The organism is Sphingobacterium spiritivorum, assembly GCF_016724845.1.
Classification (GTDB): domain Bacteria; phylum Bacteroidota; class Bacteroidia; order Sphingobacteriales; family Sphingobacteriaceae; genus Sphingobacterium; species Sphingobacterium spiritivorum_A.
The window spans coordinates 61,529-83,609 of sequence record NZ_CP068082.1; the positions used below are offsets into that span (position 1 = coordinate 61,529).

At 41.2% G+C, this 22,081-nt stretch carries 19 protein-coding genes; 3 read left to right on the forward strand and 16 right to left on the reverse strand.

Annotated features, from left to right (window positions below):
• Positions 1–15: 15 nt before the first annotated feature.
• The 5 genes from I6J03_RS00320 to I6J03_RS00340 all read right to left on the reverse strand — a co-directional run bounded on the left by I6J03_RS00320 (position 16) and on the right by I6J03_RS00340 (position 3,519).
• Positions 16–762 (reverse strand): MBL fold metallo-hydrolase, encoded by a 747-nt coding sequence (locus I6J03_RS00320; protein ID WP_003007123.1) that lies wholly within the window; start codon positions 760–762, stop codon positions 16–18.
• 90 nt (positions 763–852) lie between these two features.
• Complete coding sequence (locus I6J03_RS00325; RefSeq protein WP_003007125.1) at positions 853–1,485, reverse strand: hypothetical protein; 633 nt, start codon at positions 1,483–1,485, stop codon at positions 853–855.
• Positions 1,485–1,658, reverse strand: a complete 174-nt coding sequence (locus I6J03_RS00330) for a hypothetical protein (RefSeq protein WP_003007127.1) — start codon at positions 1,656–1,658, stop codon at positions 1,485–1,487. The genes I6J03_RS00325 and I6J03_RS00330 overlap by 1 nt, the downstream gene beginning before the upstream one ends.
• A gap of 92 nt (positions 1,659–1,750) precedes the next feature.
• A complete protein-coding gene (locus I6J03_RS00335; RefSeq protein ID WP_003007129.1) occupies positions 1,751–2,440 on the reverse strand; it encodes an ankyrin repeat domain-containing protein in 690 nt (229 codons plus the stop codon).
• Between the two features lie 167 nt (positions 2,441–2,607).
• Complete coding sequence (locus I6J03_RS00340) at positions 2,608–3,519, reverse strand: helix-turn-helix domain-containing protein (RefSeq protein WP_201694051.1); 912 nt, start codon at positions 3,517–3,519, stop codon at positions 2,608–2,610.
• Positions 3,520–3,866: 347 nt separating this feature from the next.
• On the opposite strand from I6J03_RS00340, the gene I6J03_RS00345 reads away from it, so the two are divergent.
• Both I6J03_RS00345 and nhaA read left to right on the forward strand, forming a co-directional pair.
• Complete coding sequence (locus I6J03_RS00345; protein WP_003007135.1) at positions 3,867–4,898, forward strand: LacI family DNA-binding transcriptional regulator; 1,032 nt, start codon at positions 3,867–3,869, stop codon at positions 4,896–4,898.
• A gap of 72 nt (positions 4,899–4,970) precedes the next feature.
• The gene (nhaA, locus tag I6J03_RS00350) at positions 4,971–6,146 is read left to right on the forward strand and encodes a Na+/H+ antiporter NhaA (protein WP_003007137.1); all 1,176 of its coding nucleotides are present in this window, start codon (positions 4,971–4,973) and stop codon (positions 6,144–6,146) included.
• Positions 6,147–6,209: 63 nt separating this feature from the next.
• Here the strand turns inward: nhaA and I6J03_RS00355 are convergent, their stop codons facing one another.
• From I6J03_RS00355 to I6J03_RS00380, 6 genes are all read right to left on the reverse strand, one after another.
• On the reverse strand, positions 6,210–7,502 hold the full coding sequence (locus tag I6J03_RS00355) for a DUF389 domain-containing protein (protein ID WP_003007139.1): 1,293 nt from the start codon (positions 7,500–7,502) through the stop codon (positions 6,210–6,212).
• Between the two features lie 190 nt (positions 7,503–7,692).
• Entirely contained in the window at positions 7,693–9,258 is a 1,566-nt protein-coding gene (locus tag I6J03_RS00360; protein WP_003007141.1) for an SLC5 family protein, read from the reverse strand.
• Positions 9,259–10,629 carry a hypothetical protein gene (locus tag I6J03_RS00365; protein ID WP_201694053.1) on the reverse strand — a complete coding sequence of 457 codons (1,371 nt, stop codon included), beginning with the start codon at positions 10,627–10,629 and terminating at the stop codon, positions 9,259–9,261. It abuts the gene before it with no gap.
• Positions 10,630–10,649: 20 nt separating this feature from the next.
• Positions 10,650–11,429 (reverse strand): SDR family NAD(P)-dependent oxidoreductase, encoded by a 780-nt coding sequence (locus tag I6J03_RS00370; protein ID WP_003007146.1) that lies wholly within the window; start codon positions 11,427–11,429, stop codon positions 10,650–10,652.
• 11 nt (positions 11,430–11,440) lie between these two features.
• On the reverse strand, positions 11,441–12,619 hold the full coding sequence (gene dgoD / locus I6J03_RS00375) for a galactonate dehydratase (RefSeq protein ID WP_002994381.1): 1,179 nt from the start codon (positions 12,617–12,619) through the stop codon (positions 11,441–11,443).
• A gap of 13 nt (positions 12,620–12,632) precedes the next feature.
• The gene (locus I6J03_RS00380) at positions 12,633–13,952 is read right to left on the reverse strand and encodes an aspartate aminotransferase family protein (protein WP_003007149.1); all 1,320 of its coding nucleotides are present in this window, start codon (positions 13,950–13,952) and stop codon (positions 12,633–12,635) included.
• A gap of 239 nt (positions 13,953–14,191) precedes the next feature.
• On the opposite strand from I6J03_RS00380, the gene I6J03_RS00385 reads away from it, so the two are divergent.
• Complete coding sequence (locus I6J03_RS00385; protein ID WP_003007151.1) at positions 14,192–15,004, forward strand: SMP-30/gluconolactonase/LRE family protein; 813 nt, start codon at positions 14,192–14,194, stop codon at positions 15,002–15,004.
• A 113-nt stretch (positions 15,005–15,117) separates the two neighbouring features.
• On the opposite strand, the gene I6J03_RS00390 is transcribed toward I6J03_RS00385, so the two are convergent.
• The 5 genes from I6J03_RS00390 to I6J03_RS00410 all read right to left on the reverse strand — a co-directional run bounded on the left by I6J03_RS00390 (position 15,118) and on the right by I6J03_RS00410 (position 22,077).
• A complete protein-coding gene (locus I6J03_RS00390; RefSeq protein ID WP_002994377.1) occupies positions 15,118–15,753 on the reverse strand; it encodes a GntR family transcriptional regulator in 636 nt (211 codons plus the stop codon).
• 109 nt (positions 15,754–15,862) lie between these two features.
• The gene (locus tag I6J03_RS00395; protein ID WP_003007153.1) at positions 15,863–18,607 is read right to left on the reverse strand and encodes a hypothetical protein; all 2,745 of its coding nucleotides are present in this window, start codon (positions 18,605–18,607) and stop codon (positions 15,863–15,865) included.
• Positions 18,608–18,748: 141 nt separating this feature from the next.
• Positions 18,749–19,735 carry a DUF4466 family protein gene (locus tag I6J03_RS00400; protein ID WP_003007155.1) on the reverse strand — a complete coding sequence of 329 codons (987 nt, stop codon included), beginning with the start codon at positions 19,733–19,735 and terminating at the stop codon, positions 18,749–18,751.
• Between the two features lie 13 nt (positions 19,736–19,748).
• Entirely contained in the window at positions 19,749–20,147 is a 399-nt protein-coding gene (locus I6J03_RS00405) for a hypothetical protein (protein ID WP_003007157.1), read from the reverse strand.
• Between the two features lie 94 nt (positions 20,148–20,241).
• Positions 20,242–22,077 carry a RagB/SusD family nutrient uptake outer membrane protein gene (locus I6J03_RS00410; protein WP_232279709.1) on the reverse strand — a complete coding sequence of 612 codons (1,836 nt, stop codon included), beginning with the start codon at positions 22,075–22,077 and terminating at the stop codon, positions 20,242–20,244.
• Positions 22,078–22,081: the final 4 nt, after the last annotated feature.

A 22,081-nucleotide genomic window follows, 5' to 3' on the forward strand; every position in this document is an offset into this window, starting at 1 on the left:
TATTTTAAAGTATTTTTATTCTTCGAATGATCTCGCATCATAACTTTTGATTTTAAAATCAGAATTCCTGTATTTTGCCTTTCTTGTTATTTTTCGTCCGTCTTTCATTCGGTGAAAAGAGTAAAAAATAAGCTGTTTTTTCGGATCAAATTCAATTTCTATGGGTTTATAGCTTTTTAATCCGCCTTCGGCAATTTCACGCCCTGCTTCTGTATCAATTTTACCCGGATAGCTCTCATCAACATTTGTCCAGCTGCAAACGGATAATACTTTCTTTCCATCCGACCCATTAGCAGAGATATCAGAATAGTCATATTTTATATTGCCATTATAAATAATGGCCTCAGAACAGGAGAAAGACATATCATCGCTTCTTTTTATAAGCAGATATTCCCCATTTGGCAGATTGTGAATTTCATAAAAAAAATCAAAAGTCATTTCTGACTGATTTATGATCACCTTATTTTTAAGAATATAACTCCAATGATCAAATCCATTTGCTAAAGTAAATAATTCATAATCCCCTTTTTCAGAATTCTTTATTGTAAACGTTGAATTTAGACTGTCTAAAACTCTTTCAAAATTTTTGAATGTCTTTATATCATGATTTTCCAGTACAGACCGGAGTTGATGCGAAAATTTCCCCTTATCATCCGTATGTGTATCAACAAAAGATTCAATCAGAAGAGCTTCCTGAGTTTTTTGCGCAAAAACCTGACTACTGAATAGCGACAACAGTAAAATTAATTCAAGGATTTTCATCTGGCTATTGATAAATTTTGAGAAAAGATAATAAAATAAAGACTTAAAACTGCAAACCTACTTCTCAAAATTCTTATTGCAGAATGTCTTCTATGGGAATTCAGTTTCCTTTCTGGGTATAAAAAAACCTTTTATACAATTAAGATTTCTGATACAGATTTGAATATGGTTTTTAGTTTGGATTCCGGCACCTTCAAAAGCAGGCCCTCCCTCTGTAAAAACTCCTCTGCTGGTATCAAAATGTTTCAATTCGCTAAAATCTTTGGAAGAAACATCAGCATTTATTTGTTCATTTATTTTTTGATGCAGATATTCAATTACTGCACAATCCAATTCCCTCAAAATCAGATCCTGATATTTGTCATTTGTCAAATTCTTGTTTTTAGGAAGATCTTTACCTGCAACATATAAATCATCTTTCATCAATTCATAATAGGATGAAAGGATATCTATAAATTCAGAATCAGTAAAATCCAAGCAATAATCGAGTTGATATATAACTCCGACAACGGAAGGTGTTTCAAGTGTTCCTCTTAATTTTTTATCTAACGCCCACTTATATGCTCTCTTATAATTATTCTCCCAAACATAGAATCCATGACCAAGCCAATCATAAGTTTCCTGACTTTTTTTTACAATATCCGGTGTAGTTACTAATTGATTTCTGACGAGTTCATCACACCCGTGAAAACCAAGCATGAGGTTTGGTCGTCTTCTATACATTACTTAATACCTTTAAAAATTTTTTTCAAGTTGCTGTAATGCCCTGTAAAGTTCTCCTTTTTGGTCAGAATTTTTGCTGACTGTAAAGTAGCCACGACTCTATCTCTATCCTTTTGTTCAGATTTTATCCTTTTAGCCAATGAAACCAAAAGTTCTACTTGATTTGCTTCCATGATGATTTGACTTACGGTTTATATTTTCTCAAATATAACTTATTACTTTTAAAAGACAAAATTTTATAAACTTTAAAAACAACTAACACACTTCAAACAAAATTATACTTCTTATTCAGGATAATCTGATCGATTGTATGCTTATAGTTATCATAAATAGTATTCCCTCTTTTACTTGGTATGTTAAAATCACTGATTTTTGTCGCTTTTATTAATTCAAAAACCGGATATAAGTCATCTATACTTTCCTGAGTCAATGGTTTTGAACGATCTAGTTGAACATTCTCAATTTCATTACACAGTACTTCAACAACACCAATTCCATAACTGTCAGTTGCATTAATATGCGCACCTTGTGTGATAATCAATTGTAATAGTTCAATTGCTTTCCGGTAATTTACAGTGGGTTCAGGTTGTATCTTCCATTGATCCTTTTTAAATAAACCTAAAAATCCTGATTTATTCTGGCTGCTGTACTTAGGTATATAAATGGCAAATCTTGAATTGTGAACAACGGCCGAAATTGCAAAATGTAAGACCGGTTTTCGCCATTCCTGGTTTTCACTTTCTGTTTCCCCAAATTTTATATTTGCTCCCCGTTTAATAAGTAATTCGGCAATTTCATAATTATCAGTCTTGATAGCAGTTTGTAACGGAATTTCGCCATCGTCTTTTTCTGATATGCCTTTTGCAACAGCATTTATCAATGCCGGATTCTTATCTATAATTCCGGAGACTTCGCCAATGTTTCTATTTCTTATTGCCTTGAATAAATTTTTCATCTATTGATCTTTAATATATTCATCCTGATTATCTGGGAATAACGCTATTTGTATCTCATAAAACTACACAAAAATCTCTGATACAATTTCATCAGATTTAATTTCCTTTAACACCTTTCTTCACAATGAAAACCGCCTTTTATCAGCAAGCATGCGACTTACATTAATCAAACAAAATTCTTTCTGTATTCCACCGGGGATTGTTGCTGATATTTTTTAAAGAAATTGGTAAAATATGCCGGAGATTCAAAACCAAGGCTGTATGCGATTTCTGAAACGGACCAGTTGGAATGCTGCAACAGCGCTTTTCCCTCTCCCAGAATACGACCTGCAATAAGTTCGCCTGTTGTCTTTCCCGTTTCTTTCTTGACAGATCGATTCAGGTGATTGATATGAACTGATAGGCAGTTTGCGAATTCCTTAGGTGTATGAAGTTGCAGTCTGAACTCAGGTGTATCTATAGGAAACTGCCGCTCCAATAGTTCGAGAAATAGTTCGGTAATACGGGCAGACGCATCTTTATGTTTGACAAATGTATCAGGGGGCTGAATCTTCAATGCTTCATGAACCAGCACATGCAGATAACTTCTCAAAACATCATATTTATGGAGATATTCGGAATTAATTTCTACCAGCATGCGCTTGAAAATCGCTGAAATTTCCTGTTGCTGAACTTCGTTCGGAAAAAAAACAGGGTGAATATGCGTCTGAAATAAGGGTGTCTGCTGAAAGAACTTAAACTTTTCATCATGATTCAGAAAGCTGTCAGTAAAAAGGCAAAACCAGCCTTTCTGATCCATTGATTCGGCTTCCCAGGCATAAGGTACTTTAGGATTGGAAAGAAGCAAAGCAGGTTTATCTATATAAATCCACTGATCCGCAAAATAGAGACGTCCCTTTCCGATAATATAGGAGACCTTAAAGAAGTCCCTGCGGCTGTAAGGTGCAAGAAATGAACAGGCATCACGCGTGAACACATTAAAGTGGCCGACACCTACCGCCTGTGCCTCAGGCAGCAGCTCCCTGCTGACCTGCGGAACACGGGCATAAAATTCGGATATACTCTCACTCTTATTCATACCCTAATTTACACAATTCAAACAATACATTTCTAAAATTCACGCACAATAAAGATTTCATTTTACAGGTGATGTACATGTCGTCAGTTTTTCCGGTTGCTTCCCAGAGGAGTCTGAAAACTTTACTTCTGTTTTATTAACAGAATAAATCGGGTTTGTCTTGAAAATTCGTTACAAAATGCATAGATTTAAGGTCAGTTTGTTTTATTTCTTATGAAACCATCATGATTTTTAAAACCTATTTACAAATAAAATATATGAGCTTGCGTTATTCAACACAAAAGCCCGTTGAATTCAGGTGAAAAAGATGACAGTTTCATCTCTGTTTAAAGACAATTCATATACAGATGAAAAAAATTACGATCCAGGATATTGCTCTGGCGGTCAATAAATCTATATCCACTGTTTCTAAAGCATTATCGGACAGCCATGAGGTAAATAAAGATACCAAACGAATGATCTGCGAATATGCAGAAAAAAACAACTTTCAATCCAATTCTTCAGCGCGAAGCCTGAGAACGGGAAGAAGTAATATCATTGGCGTCATTGTATCTACCATTGGAAATTCTTTTTTTTCTCAATTACTGGAAGGAATTGACGAAGTAATCGTAGAGACAGATTTTACGCTGGTCATTATGCAGAGTAAGGAAAATGTACAGCGCGAGCGCAAGTGTATAGATATCCTCAATTCAAGAGGAGTAGATGGGATTATCATCTCTCCTATTGCAAACACTCCCAATATCGACTATTTGCAAAGGTTGCATGACACCAGTTTTCCGATTGTAGTGGTAGACCGCATCAACAACAGACTTAAATCAAACAAAATCGGTGTTAAGAATTTTGAAGGCTCCTATGATGCTACCCAGCACCTGGTGGACCTGGGACATAAAAGGATCGTGCATGTCACCGGCCGAAATGCCGGGGTAATACGGGAACGGCTGAATGGCTTTAAAGACTGTCTGCGGAAAAACAAAATCCCTGTAAAGTCAGGTTATATTCTGGACTTTGATCTGCAGGACAAAAGCAAACTGGAAGAAGAGATCAAAACCAGACTATCAGCACTGTTTGCGACAAAGACAAAGCCCAATGCTATATTTACAGCTACTGATCTTCTGACCAATAAAATGAGTGGTATCCTAAAAGATATGGGGCTCAGAATACCTGAAGACGTAGCGCTGATCGGATTTTCCAATTCCACCTATTCCAGTTCATTTTATCCCTCTTTGTCCTGTATATATCAACCTGCAACAGAAATGGGCCGGCTTGGAGCACGCAAAATCATCGAGATGCTGGATAAGAAAAGAAAGAACTATGCTATCAATATCGAGCGTATTGAATTAGACACACAATTGATTATACGAGAGTCCACATCCGGTTAAATATAACGGTGAAGATGGCATTATTAGCCAATTTCCAGCCTGTTTTACATTCGAAAATTGTAGATTTGAAGTATGAAACTTATTAATCTGAATATTTTCAAGCAATTTTTGAAATCCAGTACGGCAGGAGGAATTATACTTTTTGCCTGTGTGATTATCTCTTTGATTATAGCCAATTCGCCTTTGGCTGACAAGCTATCGGGTATCCTCAACTATCATATCGGATATGAAAGTGAGGCTGTGCAGCTAAAGTATTCTGTACTCCTGTGGATCAATGACGGTTTGATGGCGATTTTCTTTTTACTGGTTGGTCTGGAAATCAAAAGGGAACTGGTAGAAGGCGAGTTATCATCTCCGAAAAAAGCGATGCTTCCTATTCTTGCCGCCATCGGTGGCGCATTACTTCCGGCAGCTATATACACGGTGATCAATCTTGGTGAAGTTACCCAACACGGATGGGGTATCCCGATGGCGACAGATATTGCTTTTGCATTAGCTGTAGTAACGATGCTGGGCAAAAAGGTCCCTGCTAGTTTAAAGATTTTTCTGGCCGCCCTGGCTATTGTAGATGACCTGCTGGCGATCCTTGTTATAGCCGTTTTTTATTCCGGAGATCTGCATTTCACCTATCTCATGTATGCCTTAGGCATATTCATTGTATTATTAGCTTTCAACAGATTTGGCGTCAAAAACATCTGGGCTTATCTTATACCGGGTATCTTTATATGGTATTTCATTCACCATTCCGGTATACACGCTACTATTGCGGGAGTTCTGGTGGCAATGACTTTACCTACGACACCGGATGCGCAGGAATCTCCTCTTGAAAAACTGGAACATGCCCTGACAAATCCTGTCAACTTTATTATTATTCCGCTATTTGCGTTGGCCAATACTAATATTACCATCCATCAGGAAATGATTGCTGGTCTTACTTCTGCATTGGGAGTAGGTATTATTGCCGGATTGATTGTCGGTAAGACTGTCGGTATCCTGACGACATGCTACATTTCAACCAAACTGAAAATAAGTAGTCTGCCGGAAAATGCAAACTGGATGCACATCACCGGAACGGGCCTCCTGGCAGGTATAGGATTTACCATGTCTATCTTTATTTCTATCCTGTCTTTTGATGATCAGCTCTTAATTGATGAAGCTAAATTTGCAGTTTTAATTGGTTCATTAGTATCCGGACTACTGGGATATCTCGTACTATCATCAGCAAGTAAGAAGACAGCAGTGAATTAATGATTGTTGCTTAAATATAACAAACAAATGGCCTTCATTTCTGATAATGAAGGCCATTTGTTTTTATCGTCTTACGATCTCAATATGAGGATCGTTGATTCTACTCCCCAGCCAGGTCTGCAATTTGGATTTATTTTCATCAGTCAAAGGCGATTCTGCTTCGTACAGCAACACTGTATTGACTACTGTACTATCCTGACGGATCACATGGAGTTGCTTACCTACGGAATAGACTTTTATTTCCGGAAACAGAATATCAATTTCGTTGATCAATTTCGGGTCATCAAACTTATACATTGCCAGTTCATTGGTCAGGTTACGAATAGCAATATCTTTTTGTGACAGGTTTTCAGAGCGCTTGTTGATCTCCTCTAAAATATCTTTCTTGAGATCAGTACTATCCTGACGAATAATCAATTGCGTATTGAAGATACCATATCCGGACAAACTCAGATTAAGTTTCTTTATTTCTTCAGGAGTGAATTTCCGGGACAGAAAAGCCAGTTCTATTTTTTTTGGATTGCTGTTGAACGATGTCTTTTCATAGACTACAGTATATCCTTTTTGAACTAATTCAGTATTGATAAAATGATCTACTAACTGGGTGTATTTCTTTTGTTGTAAAAGTACATAGGCCAGATAGAAACTCGGTATTATCATCACCATTATCAATAAGGTGATCGTTCGTGTTATTCTTTTCTCTCTACCTTTATCCACAAATTTCACTTTCGGATACTTCAGATACTTAACAATAAAAAATGTCGAGATACAGATAAAAAAGCAATTTATGGAATACAGGTATAGTGCTCCGGCAAAATAAGACAGATTGCCTATTGCCAGACCATAGCCTGCTGTACACAACGGAGGCATCAAAGCTGTAGCAATTGCTACTCCGGGTATAGGATTTCCTTTTTCTACTCTTGTAATGGCAATCACACCGACCAATCCACCGAAGAAGGCAATGAGTACATCATAGATATTTGGGGAAGTACGGGCCAGTAATTCGGATTGTGCATCTTTAAACGGGCTGAGCAAAAAATAAATAAAAGAGACAGAAAGACTGACCAGTGTTGCTATCAGCAAGTTTTTGAGCGATTTTTTCAGCAACGCAAAGTCATAGGTCCCTAATGCAAATCCTGCACCTACGATAGGTCCCATCAGAGGAGAGATCAACATCGCACCTATGATCACTGCTGTAGAATTCACATTCAAGCCCACAGAAGCCACAACAATAGCACAGGCCAATATCCAGAGATTAGAACCCCTGAAAGAAATATTGGAGGTTACATTTTCCAATACTTTTTCCTTAGCATCTTCTCCGTTATGCAGATCGATAAAACGTAATAATTTAATCATTTCCTATTCTTTTTAATATCCGGTTAAAAAAAGCTTATCCCTGTTTTGAACATAGCTACACTTCCCTGTTACCCAATATAATGAGAATACGGTAAAAACAGTTTATATGAATTGAAATAGTATAAAAAAATCCCGGACACTGAAAAGAATACAGAGATCCGGGATAGTCTTATACTTTATTGTGATTTGGTTAATGATATCTGATGTAAAAATAGAGTACAATTACCGTGATCAGCAACCACCAATAGAATGGATTTCGAATTCCCTTGTTACGCAGTCTTTCGGATTCCGGCAGTTGAAGACTGTCTTTATTCCATATTAATCCTTTCAGCACTTCTTCCGGCACAGGTTTGGTTAGCAAACTCACCAGCACACAAGCGATCATGCATGTCCAGAAAACAATTCCAGTTCTGTTGAAAAACGGCATTTCGGGCAACAAAAACTCCAGTATCAGGGATAGAGGAATAGTGAGCAATCCTGCTGTCAGGGCTCCTGAAGAAGTTGTTCTTTTCCAGAAAATCCCCATTAAAAACATGGTAGCGATACCCGGAGTAAATAAACCATACAAATTCATCAGGTAAAGAAATACAGGCTTATCTGAATAGCTGATTAATAAGATTGAACTCAGAATACCTACCAGAATAATGGCTACTCCGGATCTCCTGCCAAAAGTAACAGCCTGTTTATCTGTTGCATTTTTATTGAAATATTCCAGATAAATATCTACTGTCATAATGGTTGTACACGAGTTGATAGCTCCTGAAATATGAGACATAATAGCTGAAATAAGCCCTGCCATTACTAACCCGATCAATCCTGTCGGCAGTAGCTTTTCTACCAAAGTGGCGAACAATAAGTCCGGTTTATCAAGATGAGGCAGAAAAACCGGTGCCACCAGAGCCGGAACAGTGATGATCAGGGGAACCAGAAATTTAAGGTAGTTGCCAAAAATCACGCCCATACGGCCATGCCATTCATTTTTGGCTGCCAGTACTCGCTGTACAATAAACTGGTTTGTAGCACAATAGAACACACTGATACATAAGAGTCCACCCAGATACATGGTCCATGGAAAATCCGGATCATCAGCCGGATAGAACATTTTCCAGTCCCGGCTTGAATCCCATACCGCCTGCATCCCTCCTGCTTCTTTAACTGTTGCAAAGGTTAATATAATACCTCCTGCCACTAATACAACCAACTGTACCATTTCAGTCCAGATCACAGCCCGCAAACCGCCCAGAATGGTATACACTCCGGTCAATACAGCCAGTCCGAATACGCTGTACAAAATAGGAACTCCGAATAATGCATACAGGGAAAGAGCACCCAGAAAAAGGACGGCTCCTATCTCTACAAAAATATAGGTAAACAGAATAAGTATCGCATAGACGGCTCGCGTAGCTTTTCCGAACCGCTTCTGAAGATATTCCGGAATAGTATAAAACCCGTTTCTAAGATAAAAAGGAAGGAATACCCACAATAATGCATTGAAACCGATCAGTATCGCTCCCCATTCCAGTGTAATGGCCACAAATCCTCTGCTGTAGGCTGCACCCATAGCCCCTACGAGATGGTGACTGCTGATATTGGCGGCTATAATACTTCCTCCGATCATCCACCAGGGTAGTTTATCACCTGCCAAAAAATAATCTCTTTTTGTCTGGGTATTGAATTTGGAAGCGTAAAGACCCAGAAATAGTATACCAAGAATGTAAACTACAAAAATCGTAATGTCTATTAACTCTAATTTCATCTACTTTAATTCTTGAATGGCTTGAATAGTTTTATTAATTAATATTTCCAGACTTCCTTTTGCATATGGTGTTTGCCAGACGGCATAGATATCAAGCCCGTAGAGTTCGGCCGGAGGCAAATAGCCGACATAACCGTTGGCAATATTGATAAAAGCAACCGATTTGTCCGGAAATGCCGCACGTATCTGCTCCTGTATAATGGAATATGCTTCGTTTGCCTGCCCGACAATGACACTATTTCCTAATTGCCATACCCACAATCTGATAACAGCCTGCTTCTGATCGCCTATACTTTTACGTGTATTCAGTTTGCGCCAAAGCCTGTCTTTCAATACCCGGTCTGTACAAGCCTCATACTCGGCTGTAATCTCCGTTACAGTAGGAAGTTTTTTATAATCGACAACGACTTCTACTATTTTCTTTGTCAGAAGTTGCTGAGGAGGCAGATCACAGATTTTCCAGAGAGCCAGCGGTGCGCCCGAAACCAGTGCTTCCTTAAAATATAATCCCTGATTATTAGCAGACAGGGATTCAAGAGCAGACAAGACCGCAAAACCAAGTCTTCTGCCATGCCGGTCTACAATTGCCGGATCTGAAACATACTGTTCCATAGGTGCCAGATCTCCTGATGCTCCCTGTAAAAACATACAGATTCCACCTGTCTTTGCAGTTACTTCTTCACGCATGGCACCTACAAAATCAGGAGATAACAGACTGTTTTCATGTGCAAATGTTGTGGGATGGCAGGCGTAGTTGACTAATGTTGCCAAAGTCTGATTTGCATTATCTCTGATACATCCCACCAATACCGTATCATCTGCCCGATCGGATGGATTGTACCCGATCAGATAGGAGTCATCAATCTTTAAGTCACGTTTTGTAGCCAGGTCACATTTTCCATAGGTCCAGGTGAGTGTTCCGGCTATCAGATTATGCTCAGCCTGCTGAATCAGTTCTACAGACTGTACAGCCAGAGATTCCAGATAAGGCCGGATATATTCTCCTCCCGGTTTATCGGCATCCGCAGTACATATAACAGGTCCCGAATGGGTATGTGAAAGGCAAAACAGCAGTTGTTCTTCCTGAAGAGCTGTTTGCTGCAGGATATAATGACGTAGGTTTCGTTCATCCGATTCATTTTTCCACCAGCCCAGATCCGCAGTGATCATTGCAAGAGAAATTCCTCCCTCACCCCGGAACAGTACACACTGCATCAGCAATGGCCGATGTAATCCGGAAGCCTGATCAGATGGCGCGGCACCCCAGTTGCGTGCATAGATCTCCAGTGGTGGGGTAATATCGCATTCAGCTACTCCAAAGTAGCCTGTAAAAGAATGGTGAGCAGCTATTAAGGTATCATTTAAGGTCATAATTCAGGTTTGATTGGCGGTTAACTTTTTCTGCTGAGGGACAGACCTCCATCCATCAGAATGGTGCTTCCCGTGAGATGTCTGTTTTTCGGATGGCATATCCAGACCACCTGACCGGCGACTTCTTCAGCCTCGATCAGCGCCCGTACAGGGACGGTTTCGCGTGCCTGATCTGCCAGTCCCGGATGCCGACTCCATACCTCCTTACTCAATCCGGCATTGACATAGCCAGGAGCGACTTCATTGATCCGAATTCCGTGAGGAGCATATTCCAATGCCATAGATTGACATAACATACGTATGGCAGCTTTAGAAACAGAGTAAGCCGGCAGATTCTGATGCACAACATGTGCCGCCCAGCTTCCCAGAAACACGATATTACCAGCACTCCCCTGCTGTACTATCTTTCGGGCTACTGCATTTGCAAGGTAAAATGAACCGTTTAAGTTTACTTTTATCTCCTGATCCCACTCTGCAGTACTGATCTGTTGATAGTCTTTTAAAGTAACTGTTGCTGCATTTGCAATCGCTACATCTACTTTCCCCCAATGCTGTGCTACCGATTCCACCCACAGCTCTACTGCCTCCGCATCCTGCACATCCACCTGATCGTATCTGCAGAGGTATCCGACTTCCTGCAATCGGGCAAGTTGAGGTGCTGCTGCTTCCGGGCTTAGCCTGTCTCCTATAGCCACACGTGCTCCCTGCATTGCAAAAGCTTTGACAGTTGCCAGGCCTATATCTCCCAGTCCGCCGGAAATAAGAACGACCTGATTATTAAAGTAACTTTCCTTGTTCATCTCTATATTCTTTACCAGTCACCTACACTACCATCTTTGTAGAAGGTCCGCTGTAATATCTCTTGTTGAAAAGGATGCTTTTTGACTTCCTCTTCGTTGATCTCAATTCCCAATCCCGGTTTTTGATTTGGAAGTACAATACGTCCCTGCTTCTGAACGGTAAACCCTTCGGATACAACATCCGAACGCCATTCTACATCACTGTGTACACTTTCACAAATAATATAGGATGGGCTGGAAAAGCCTAGTTCCAAAGATGCGGCTGTACTGACAGGTCCCTGCGGATTATGCGGAGCCATAGATACCCGGTAGGCCTCGGCCAGTGCACCGATACGACGTGCCTCGGTCAATCCTCCGCAATGGGTAATATCCGGCTGAATAACGCTTACTGCTCTTTTCTCCAATAATTCCCGGAATGCATGTACACCTACAAGACGTTCTCCTGATGCTATCGGAGTCGTTACCGCACGCTGAATCAACGCAATATCTTCCATAGTTTCCGGCCAGCAGGGTTCTTCAAAGAAATACAGGCCATATGGTTCCAGTGCTTTTGCAAACATCATCCCCATACGCGGACTCGGACGTGCATGGCAATCCACCATAATGTCGATCTGATCGCCGACAGCTTCCCGCATCGCACGTACACAGGCTTCTGCATATTTGATAGGCTGTAAGCCTTCCAGCGACATAGTCTCCGGCACAGCCATTGATTTGAATGCTGTAAAACCTTCTTCTACCGCCTGCAATGCTAATTCACCAAATCGTTTTGCATCTCCCGGAGCAGTCTCATAAAAGTCTTCCATCTTGCCGCCTCCCAAATGGCAGTACAGACGAACATGGTCTCTGACACGGCCTCCCCAGAGTTCATGACAAGGCACATTATGAATCTTACCCAGAATATCCCATAGTGCAATATCAATCCCGCTGATAGCCGTTCCTCTGACAATTCCGTTTCCATGCCAGAAGTGTTGGCGGTACATCATCTGCCAAAGGTGTTCTATGCGTCTGGGATCTTCTCCGATAAGCAGTTGAGAAATATCTTCAATAGCGCCAACAACGCTTTTTGTATGCCATTCCAAAGTAGCTTCTCCCCAACCCCATAATCCAGGCTGATCCGTCACTACTTTTACAAAAATCCAGTTTCTCATCCGTGCATGGCACACATAAGTTTCTATAGCTGTAATTTTCATGTATGTATTCCTGTTATAATTGATCTATTACTTTTCTGGTTTTCTCCAATGTCTCTTCAATATCTGCTACTGAGTGTGCAAAAGAAATACTTCCCTGTTTGATCGGAGCCGGGAAATTAAAAATTCCTTCTTCGATCAGTTTCTTACGGTATACCGTATCCAGCTGAAAATCATGATGATTGACGATATCATGAAAATCTACCGGAGCATGATCCATAAAATAAGTACAGAAGGCAGACCCTTGTCTTGCAATATAATGCGTAATCCCTTTAGCGGTAAAAATATCTTTCAGTCCGTTTTCCAGCATTTCACCCAGACGCTCCACATGACCATATACATTATGTTCTGCTGATGACAACTTTTGTAAGGTCGCAATAGCAGCAGCAGTCGTAAGCGGAAAAGCATTGAAGGTACCTGCAATAAGTACTCTTTCTTTCTTATCCGGATGCACAAAGTAATCCATGTATTCCTTTTTACCGGCAATCACTCCTAAAGGATAGCCATTGGCAACTGCTTTTCCAAAAGTAGACAGATCCGGCTTGATTCCACAGATAGACTGATATCCGCCCAGGGCATGTCTGAAGCCTGTTTTTACCTCATCAAAAATAAGGAGAAAACCATTTTCATCTGCCAATTTACGCAAACCTTCCAGATATCCTTCTTTAGGTTTTACAATTCCGACATTTTGTAGAATCGGCTCCAGAATAATACAGGCTATCTCATATCTTTTTAGCAGATAGGCTACAGAATCCAGATCATTGTAATTGACAATATGCACTAAAGAACTATGTGCTTTGGGTACTCCTGCAGATGAAGAATCAAATGGATATTCTCCAGGACTTACACGCGGACCGATATCTTCCAATGCACTGATTACATTACAGGAAACATCATTGTGCCAGCCGTTATATCCGCCCTGCATCACAATAATATGATCACGATGTGTCACCGCTCTGGCTATGCGTATAGCGTGATAAGTTGCCTCAGATCCTGTAGTAGTAATCTGTATACTGTCTACAGTAGGCACCGACTGACAGAATAAAGAAGCAAACTCTCCCTCCAGCGTAGTAGGCCCGGCTCCCATTAATACAGCCTGATCGCTTAATGTACTCTGTACCGCACGATTTATATCCGGATCATTATGCCCCAGAAAGGAAGCCGCAAATCCAGCCTGATAATCAATGTACTCATTTCCGTCCAGATCACGTACTTTACTGCCGTTACCGCTTTTGAAACAAATATTAGGTTCAGATTTTCTATTTAGGGACACTACTCCCCCGGGAATCCATTTTTCATTTTCCAGCAATACACCGGACGATTTAGATCTTGTCATATTAGATTGTCAATTATTTTTTTACTCCTTGTCACTACCGTGAAAAATAATCACATGCGGTTATATGCTGTATGCAGGAACGGATGTACTATGGCTTTTTAATATACACGTACAGGTATCGTAAGATCGTCCGGTTCTGTATATTCAGGCTTATAACTAACTGATTAATTTGTATACTAAATTACATTATATTTGTATACAATTAAAATATATTTTTACTTTTTTATATTTGACCTGTTATGAACGACAATACCACCACTATCCTGTTGGATAACCTCTCCTTTCCGGAAGGTCCTGCATTTACTCCAAACGGAGATCTTTGGTTTGTAGAGCAGCAGCGGAATTGCCTGAGCCGATACCGGAACGGTTCATTAGAGCGGTATGAAGTCGGTGGCAGACCTAATGGCATCGCTACAGATGACAACGGCCTGATCTGGTTTTGTGATTCGGAACGCAATCAGATACGAACATTCAACAGTCTGACCGGAGATCTGGAAATAATCGTAAGTCAGGTGGAAGGCAATGCTTTAAACCTGCCCAACGATTTGGCGTTCGACAAAGACGGCAATCTGCTGTTCACCTGTTCCGGAGACAGCCTTACCAAAGGTGACGGATATATATGCGCGCTATCGCCAAAACAAAAATTAAAGGTATTTCGATCTGTCTCTTTTTACCCCAACGGACTGGCTTTCAATGCCGATCACAGCAAACTTTATATAGCAGAGACCGGCACACACAACATCTGGACAGGCAACTGGGATAGCCAGAATATGGAATGGACTAATCCTGTCTGTTTCACAAATACCGGAGGACCTGTTGGTCCTGACGGGATGGCATTTGATGAGGAAGGCAACTTGTATATTGCTGTGTACGGATCAGGAACGGTACATCAGTATGATCCTCAGGGACAATTGTCTGCAAAAATACATACCGGAGGAAACAATCCGACAAATTGCGCTTTCGATCCCATCGGGAGCCTGGGACTGGTTATTACAGAAGCAGAAAAGGGGGTGCTGGTCAGTTATAAGACCGTATGCAAAGGTATTTTATAAGGACTGCAGATCGGGAGGATATTATGCTGGAACAGGTTCTGGAAAGTAAAAAAAGCCGGAAGATTTCTCTTCCGGCCGTCAGTCAGATTATACAGATTAGTGAATTTAACAACCTAAAATTCAATAGATTCCTTCTCTCCTCTGTCAAGATGCTCAAGCAAAGTATCTATGGATTCTTTTAATTTACCCTCCTTCAGGTATTCCACAATTTTACGGTGCTCTACTTCAGTCTGTTTATAGTCATCCATATGGCTCAGAGCATTGCCCAGCTTCAGATGAAACAAAGGAATATTACTGTTATGATAGATATGCAGCAAGCGCTCATTGCCTGTAGATTCGATTATTTTCTCATGAAAACGCACATCTGCTTCGCATGCTCCGCCATAATATCCTTTTTCTACCATGGAAGAAAAATCGTCACAAATGAGCTCCAGCTCTTTGATCACTGCTTTATCTCTTTTTGTAAACAAGATCTTGAGTGCACCGACTTCCAGAAGTTCGCGCAGTTCGCGGATGTCCTTGATATCATCAGCTGTCATTTTTTTAACAAAACAACCGCCTTTTCCTCCAAACTCTACAAGCTGCTCTCCGGCCAAACGCATAAAAGCCTCACGGATAGCAACACGACTCACACTTAGTTTATCTGCCCAGAAACTCTCGATCAGTCTGGCACCGCCAACAAGCTGATTGGACAATATTTTTTTCCTGATCTCTAAATACGCCTTATAAGACAACGAGTCTTCCTTCATATTGTATACAATTTAATATCAAAAATAAGAATACATCTTGTATTTATTGCAATAATAAAATGCATTCCTGTAACTTACTAAAAAAATCAATGACAGCACAAACAATAAATTAATTATTATTCAACCCTGCTTCATCCGCTCCATATTTTCTTCCGGGAGCAAACCGCAATACAGTTCCCTGAGATTCATAACGGATAACATTCTTACCCGGATCAACCGGAATATTTTTATCTGAAATCTGTTGTCCGGATTGAATAGTCCAGAATCCTTCTTTCAGGCCTGCCAGAATAATTTTGTATTTTTTATCTGCCGGAACTGTTAATTCAATCGGCTCACTGATCAGTTGTCCGCCTTTACTGATGCATACAATACGATCATCCAACCGGATCACATAATAACCTGCTTTCTCTTCGTATTGAACAGGCAACGGAACGGATTGCCCTTCCACCATCTGAAAAACAGTCAGAAAACGATCTTCTGGATTTTCCTGTTGAGGCGTAACCATGATACGATGCGCACGTGCCTCCGGCCAGTTTGACTTGACTTCATAATCATCTCCAAAGACCTGATTAGCTTTTTCTCCACTCAAAACAGTGACTGCTCTTTGCTCAGGCTTAGGCAACAACATATTGACATAGGTTTTCCCGGTCTTTCCTTCCAGTTCACTATGTAATACCAGCTGTCCCTGCTCTTCTTTTGGTGCATTCAGTGTATTGATCTGCCAGTATTTCTTAAAGGCCGGATCATTTACTTTCATGTCATCCGTCAGAATAACGGCTGCAGGCACATCTTTACGGTTCAGATCGAGAAACAGAAAACCGCGTGTATAGCTACTCATTTTAGACGTATATGCGGCTGTCAGATCTATATTGTAATAACTAAAATCCGGCGACATGGAGTCGGCAGCTACAGCAGAAGAGCGTACGAAACCAACATTGTACCAGGGATCGGTCTTTGCCTCTGTCGCCGTTCTCGGAAAACGCTGACTGAAACGTGTACCCCCGTCATTAGTCCTTGTTCTGAACAATAATTTCTCCTGAGGATCTACTGCAAGCATCATACTGTGAGACACTGAACGTTTGTTAAAATTGAAATCATATGGCGATCCATAAGACAGATACAACCCGAGATCACCCACCTGTATCCCGTGATAGTAGATCTGCAATGCTCCGGCATCTGCATGCTGATGATTTCCGAAATGATAACCTCCGCCTTTTATTTCAGCGACCACATCACTACTGCTGCGATCCATATTCCATCCTGTACGCGCAACCATAGCTCCCAATACCGGGCCAAAATCTTTTGTTCTAGGCAATTGATTCAGATTGTAGTCCGGCTTAAGCAACGGATCGTTTAACAGCAGAAACAAAACCGGATTATCCGGCAATGCACCTTGTTTGTAGAATTCGGCTTTGATCAGAGGATTGTGCGAATATGCATAGCAAAGCAACATGGTCTGGGGATTTTTCCAGTAAAAGTTAGTACTGGAAGCATACTTGACATTGAACATATCGCCGTCCCGTAACATTTTACCATCCGGCGTACGCATATAAAGCCAGTAGTAAGGCATGTTTTTAATATTTTCATCAAAAACTTCCTGACCTGTCATCCTGTAATAGAACCAAACAGCATGCATTTCCCAACCAAAACGATAGCCACCGTAATCTATCCCCTGATTGTGCCGCGGAGACTGATATTCAAATTTACGCATAGGAACCAATTGTTCTAATACGGTATACGACACGTATTGATAAGGCAACGGATCTTCATCATACACCGCTATACTCATAGCTAACAGGTCTCTGCATATCTGTGCTTCATTGCCATGCCCGTTGATAATGCTTTCCTGACCATAGAACGGAGGCCAGCCGATTTCCATATCATCCGCCAGCCGGTACATATGCCGACGGATATGCGCGCGCTGTTCCGCTGTCATCAGATCATAGCACCAGTCGTACACGACTGCTGATGTGTAGATCGCACGTCCGATCTCACGGGTAATATCCCCGTAGGTAATATTTCCGAATTCCAGAACAGACAGGTAATCTGAAACCAGACGCACAGCCTCTTTTCCAACCGATTTGTCTCCTGACATCAGATAATAAAAAGCTTTTATCTCTATATTTTTTTCCAGCGCTTCATTATAAAACTGTTCCTCTGCCGGATTGATATTGAAAGTAAATGCGGCAGTAGCTGCCGATTTTACTTTCTCCCATTCTGGTCTGTTCTCTTCGCTGCTCAATCTGTTTTTGACCGTCACCAGACTTTCTTCATTCACCCATATACGTGGTCTGCTTTTGGGAGGTACAATAGCTGGCTTATAATGAAGGGCCTCCTGCGGCACCTGAGGAGCTCCAAAACTCCGGATTTTAATCGTTTGAAACCTGACATTTCCGGGCAACCACATCTTTATCTGATGTTGCCCCTTTTTCAGTTGAAACTTGCCGAGCACCTGCCGTCCTCCCATGTGTGCATCAAACAGGATACGGCTTGTAGGCCGCTCTTCATCGATCTGCAGTTTGACATTCTGAGTCATGCGCCCCGTCTTATCCTCTCTTTTCAAAGCCTCCGGATCCACTGGCTCAACTACAGTTTCGAAGGTATACTTACCATCAGCCGGAACATCTACTTTAAAAATTATATCATATTTATAATCAATTTTTTGCAATTTATTACTAATGTTATTCTTTAACACTATATAACCTTCTGACGACTTATTTCCTTTGGATTTTGTCACGGTATGCGCATTGATTCCGACATCAGAAGCATGGTATACTTTTTCGTATACGGACAAAGGAGATGTCTGTGCATGTACGGATATAACAGACACCGCTATCACCATGAATAATGTCATTATAAAGAGGATACGGCAATATTTATTCTTTAAGAATCTTTGGCTGTACATATTCTACTTGTTGAAACAAATTAATAAACCGGACTTCCTTTCTGCGGAAAGGAAATCCGGAATACACAATCTAAAACAATTATACTGAAATTAGTTCATCGCTAATCTTTTCATACTGATTTTCAATTCTTTTGTTGCATCAGTTGAACTATTGATATACACATATGCTCTATACTTCTTATCCGCTGTCTCCACCCACAGTCCGCCTTCATTACGCACATTGACAGCGAAATCAGGGGCATCCGCAAAGTCTTTCTGTATCAGATCCAGATCATCCACGAATACACCGTACTGCAGACGCGCCAGCTGCTGATCACGTACTGTCCATGCTTTGATCAGCTTTGTGTTATTTTTGACTGCTGCAGGCAGCGTTACTCCCGGTAAATAGATAGCATTAGCTGACGGAGCTACCACAGCATGCTTAAAATCTATATTCGGAATAACACGATACAGGTATACCAAATCGATTTTATCAGGATTCTGAGCCGCATATGCAGCATCATATACTGCCATGTCTGCAATAGAGATATAGCAGGCCTGTGCATCCTTAGCAACGAGATCAAGTTTCATATCCATTTTACGGATATCATACGGACCTAGATTATAGGTCACCGTCTGTCCGTTGCTTGCTTTTGCTGAAAACTTAAAGGAAACAGTCTTTCCGCGGGCTTCTTCCGGTATTTTATAATAGTACCGTAAGGTAGCAGCACTTGTATCTCTTGAAAAATTGACTGTAGTGGTCGTACTGCTTGTGACAGAAGGATCTCCGATCTGCACACCTACATCTACTCCCGAATTATTCGTGTAATATGACTTATTGTCCAGATATGTACCGCTGGCTCCGGCAATGGAAGCTTCCACTGTAGCCGAGACGATCTTACCTTCTGTGGGCAATAATGCCATCGCATAGGCGAATTCAATATTTGTACCGACAACATTAGGCCCCATGGATCGTTTGATCACATCGTTATGCAATCCGGATTCCGCTTCAGGAATCTGATAGGAATTTTCTTTACATGCCGTTACAAACAGCGTAAGCATGCTAACGATTCCGATATAACTTATTAATTTCTTCATCTTTATCAGTTTTTTACTGTTTAACAGTCAGTGTAACGGTATATTCTTTTCTCACCTTACGATTGCCTGATACCACTGTCCATTTGCGTGGAGTGCTCAGGTTAGAAAAATCCTCTTTACCGACGATTTTAGGATCTAATAAGGCATCTGCCACTAAGCTAAACTGCGGATAAAGGTTGCGGAGATCGGTACCGAACATCACTTCTACTTTTATGGTCTGCGCTACGGTATCGATAACTGCAGCTTTGGTACGTACAGTTTGAAAATCAGCACCCAGCAATTCAAAATTGCTGACGTAACATTCTGCCCGATTCGTGATCAGCAACCCGTCACCATCCATAGGATAGTCTTTTTGACAGCCTGCCATCGAGATGCACAATGTCAATAAAAGGCCTTTTATAATATTTTTCATCTGTCTATAATTTATTTTTTAATGTGGATGAAACTATCAGATCTTTCTTTTGAAACATCCTGATGATTTCATATTGATATCGATTAATATATAATTATCTCCAGGGAATATTCTGCGTCAGACGGCTGTTGCGGTCACGTTCGGTCTCCGGGATCTGGTAAATATAACACCGTTGGTAGGTCAGCTCCGGCTCATTAAAGAAAAAGCGCTCCCAATTGTTGCCATAGGTATCTTGAAACCATTTTCCATTGCCATATGCTGCTCCGAAGACTTTCTCTATGGTTCTCCATCGTCTCAGATCGAATGCCCGCTGACCTTCACCAAACAACTCCACAATACGCTCCTGCTCTATTGCATCAAAGAATGCTTGCTTAGAACTGGTTTTTGTACCGGACAAAGCCGGCAGATTACCGCGACGACGCACTCTGTTAACAAGGTCTATTGCATCAGCCTGCGGACCACCCACCTCATTTGTAGCCTCTGCATACATCAAAAATACGTCCGCCAGACGCATCATCGGCCAGTTGTAGTCTCCTGAGCTTCTGTTTTGACCGCCATAATTACGCACAAACTTACGTGTCTCTATTCCGGACAGGTTGGTACCGTTATCATTGAAGGAAGTATAGCGTACACCATCAATAGTAACTGCTGCACCCCAGGTCTTGTAAATAAAAGGAACATAGCCTGTCAGTTCAGTAGTACCCATACCCATGATCTTCTCATAATCCCAAAGCAAAGTCGCTTTCATACGATAATCCCGGTTACGGTAAGATTCCGGATTAATGGCTGAATTAGGCATCGTACGCGCACCTGCTACAGTTGGTGCTACCTGTATCATTGGAGGAAGAAAATCTCCAGTAATGGTCGACTGGTAGCGATTAGCGATCTCATAACGGGCTACCACCTGATTCTGAGACAAACCTACAGACACACCGGTCCATACACGCATATACTCTTCACTCTGACCTGTACCGTTTCCGCCGTGTGTCAGTACCATAATCATCTCTCCGTCGGTATTCGGGTTTCCTGTAGACGGGATAAACATGTAGTAATAGTTTGGCAGTACATCAGCTTTACCCATTTCTCCCCATTCACCCGGTTCTCCATTCCGGAACAACCGTAATCCATAGTCGTTGATAACCTTTTTAAAATCCTCTGCAGCACCGCGGTATGCCTCCTGAGCTACAGCTGCAGATGGCGTAAAACGCTCCAGTTCCGGCCAGCCATTTTTATTCCAGGATCCCCAGAATAACTGCAGTTTACCACGGAAAGCTAATGCAGCAGGTTTGGCGGCACGACCTAATGTTGCACCCTTCACCGGCAGTTTATCATATGCATAAGTAAAATCAGCCATAATGGAATCTTTGATCCGTGCGATAGGCATCCGTGACACCGTATCCGCTTCTATAGGATCACGCAGAATATGTGAAAAATAAGGCACATCTCCCCAAAGTGAAATCAATCTGAAATAAGCGATACCTCGTAACAGTTTCGCTTCTCCGGCTATTGCTTCCAGATTTTTAAGCGAAGTCTCCGTTTTTGCATTCGGCAGCATAAGCTTATTGATATTCTCGATCACATAATTTGAATGTGTAATCGAACCATATAATGCACGGTATAATGCTGAAGCACCACCGCCATAGTTGCTGGGGCTATTCACCATCATTGTAATCGGTGCAGCTCCTACATTCCACACCTTCAGAAAATCGCCATGTCCGTCAAAATGATAATCCCGGTCAAAGCAGGGGCGAAAAACAGCGTAATTCCCCATGAGGGCACTCAATGCATCATCTTCACTTGCCCAAAATGTCTGTGTGCTGGGCGCTGTTGTAGGCACCTGATTCAGCAGATCCTTGCGGCATGATGACAAGCCTGTCAGAGTTGCTATTATAACACTAAAAACAACTGTTATATTTAATTTCGTTCTCATCCTT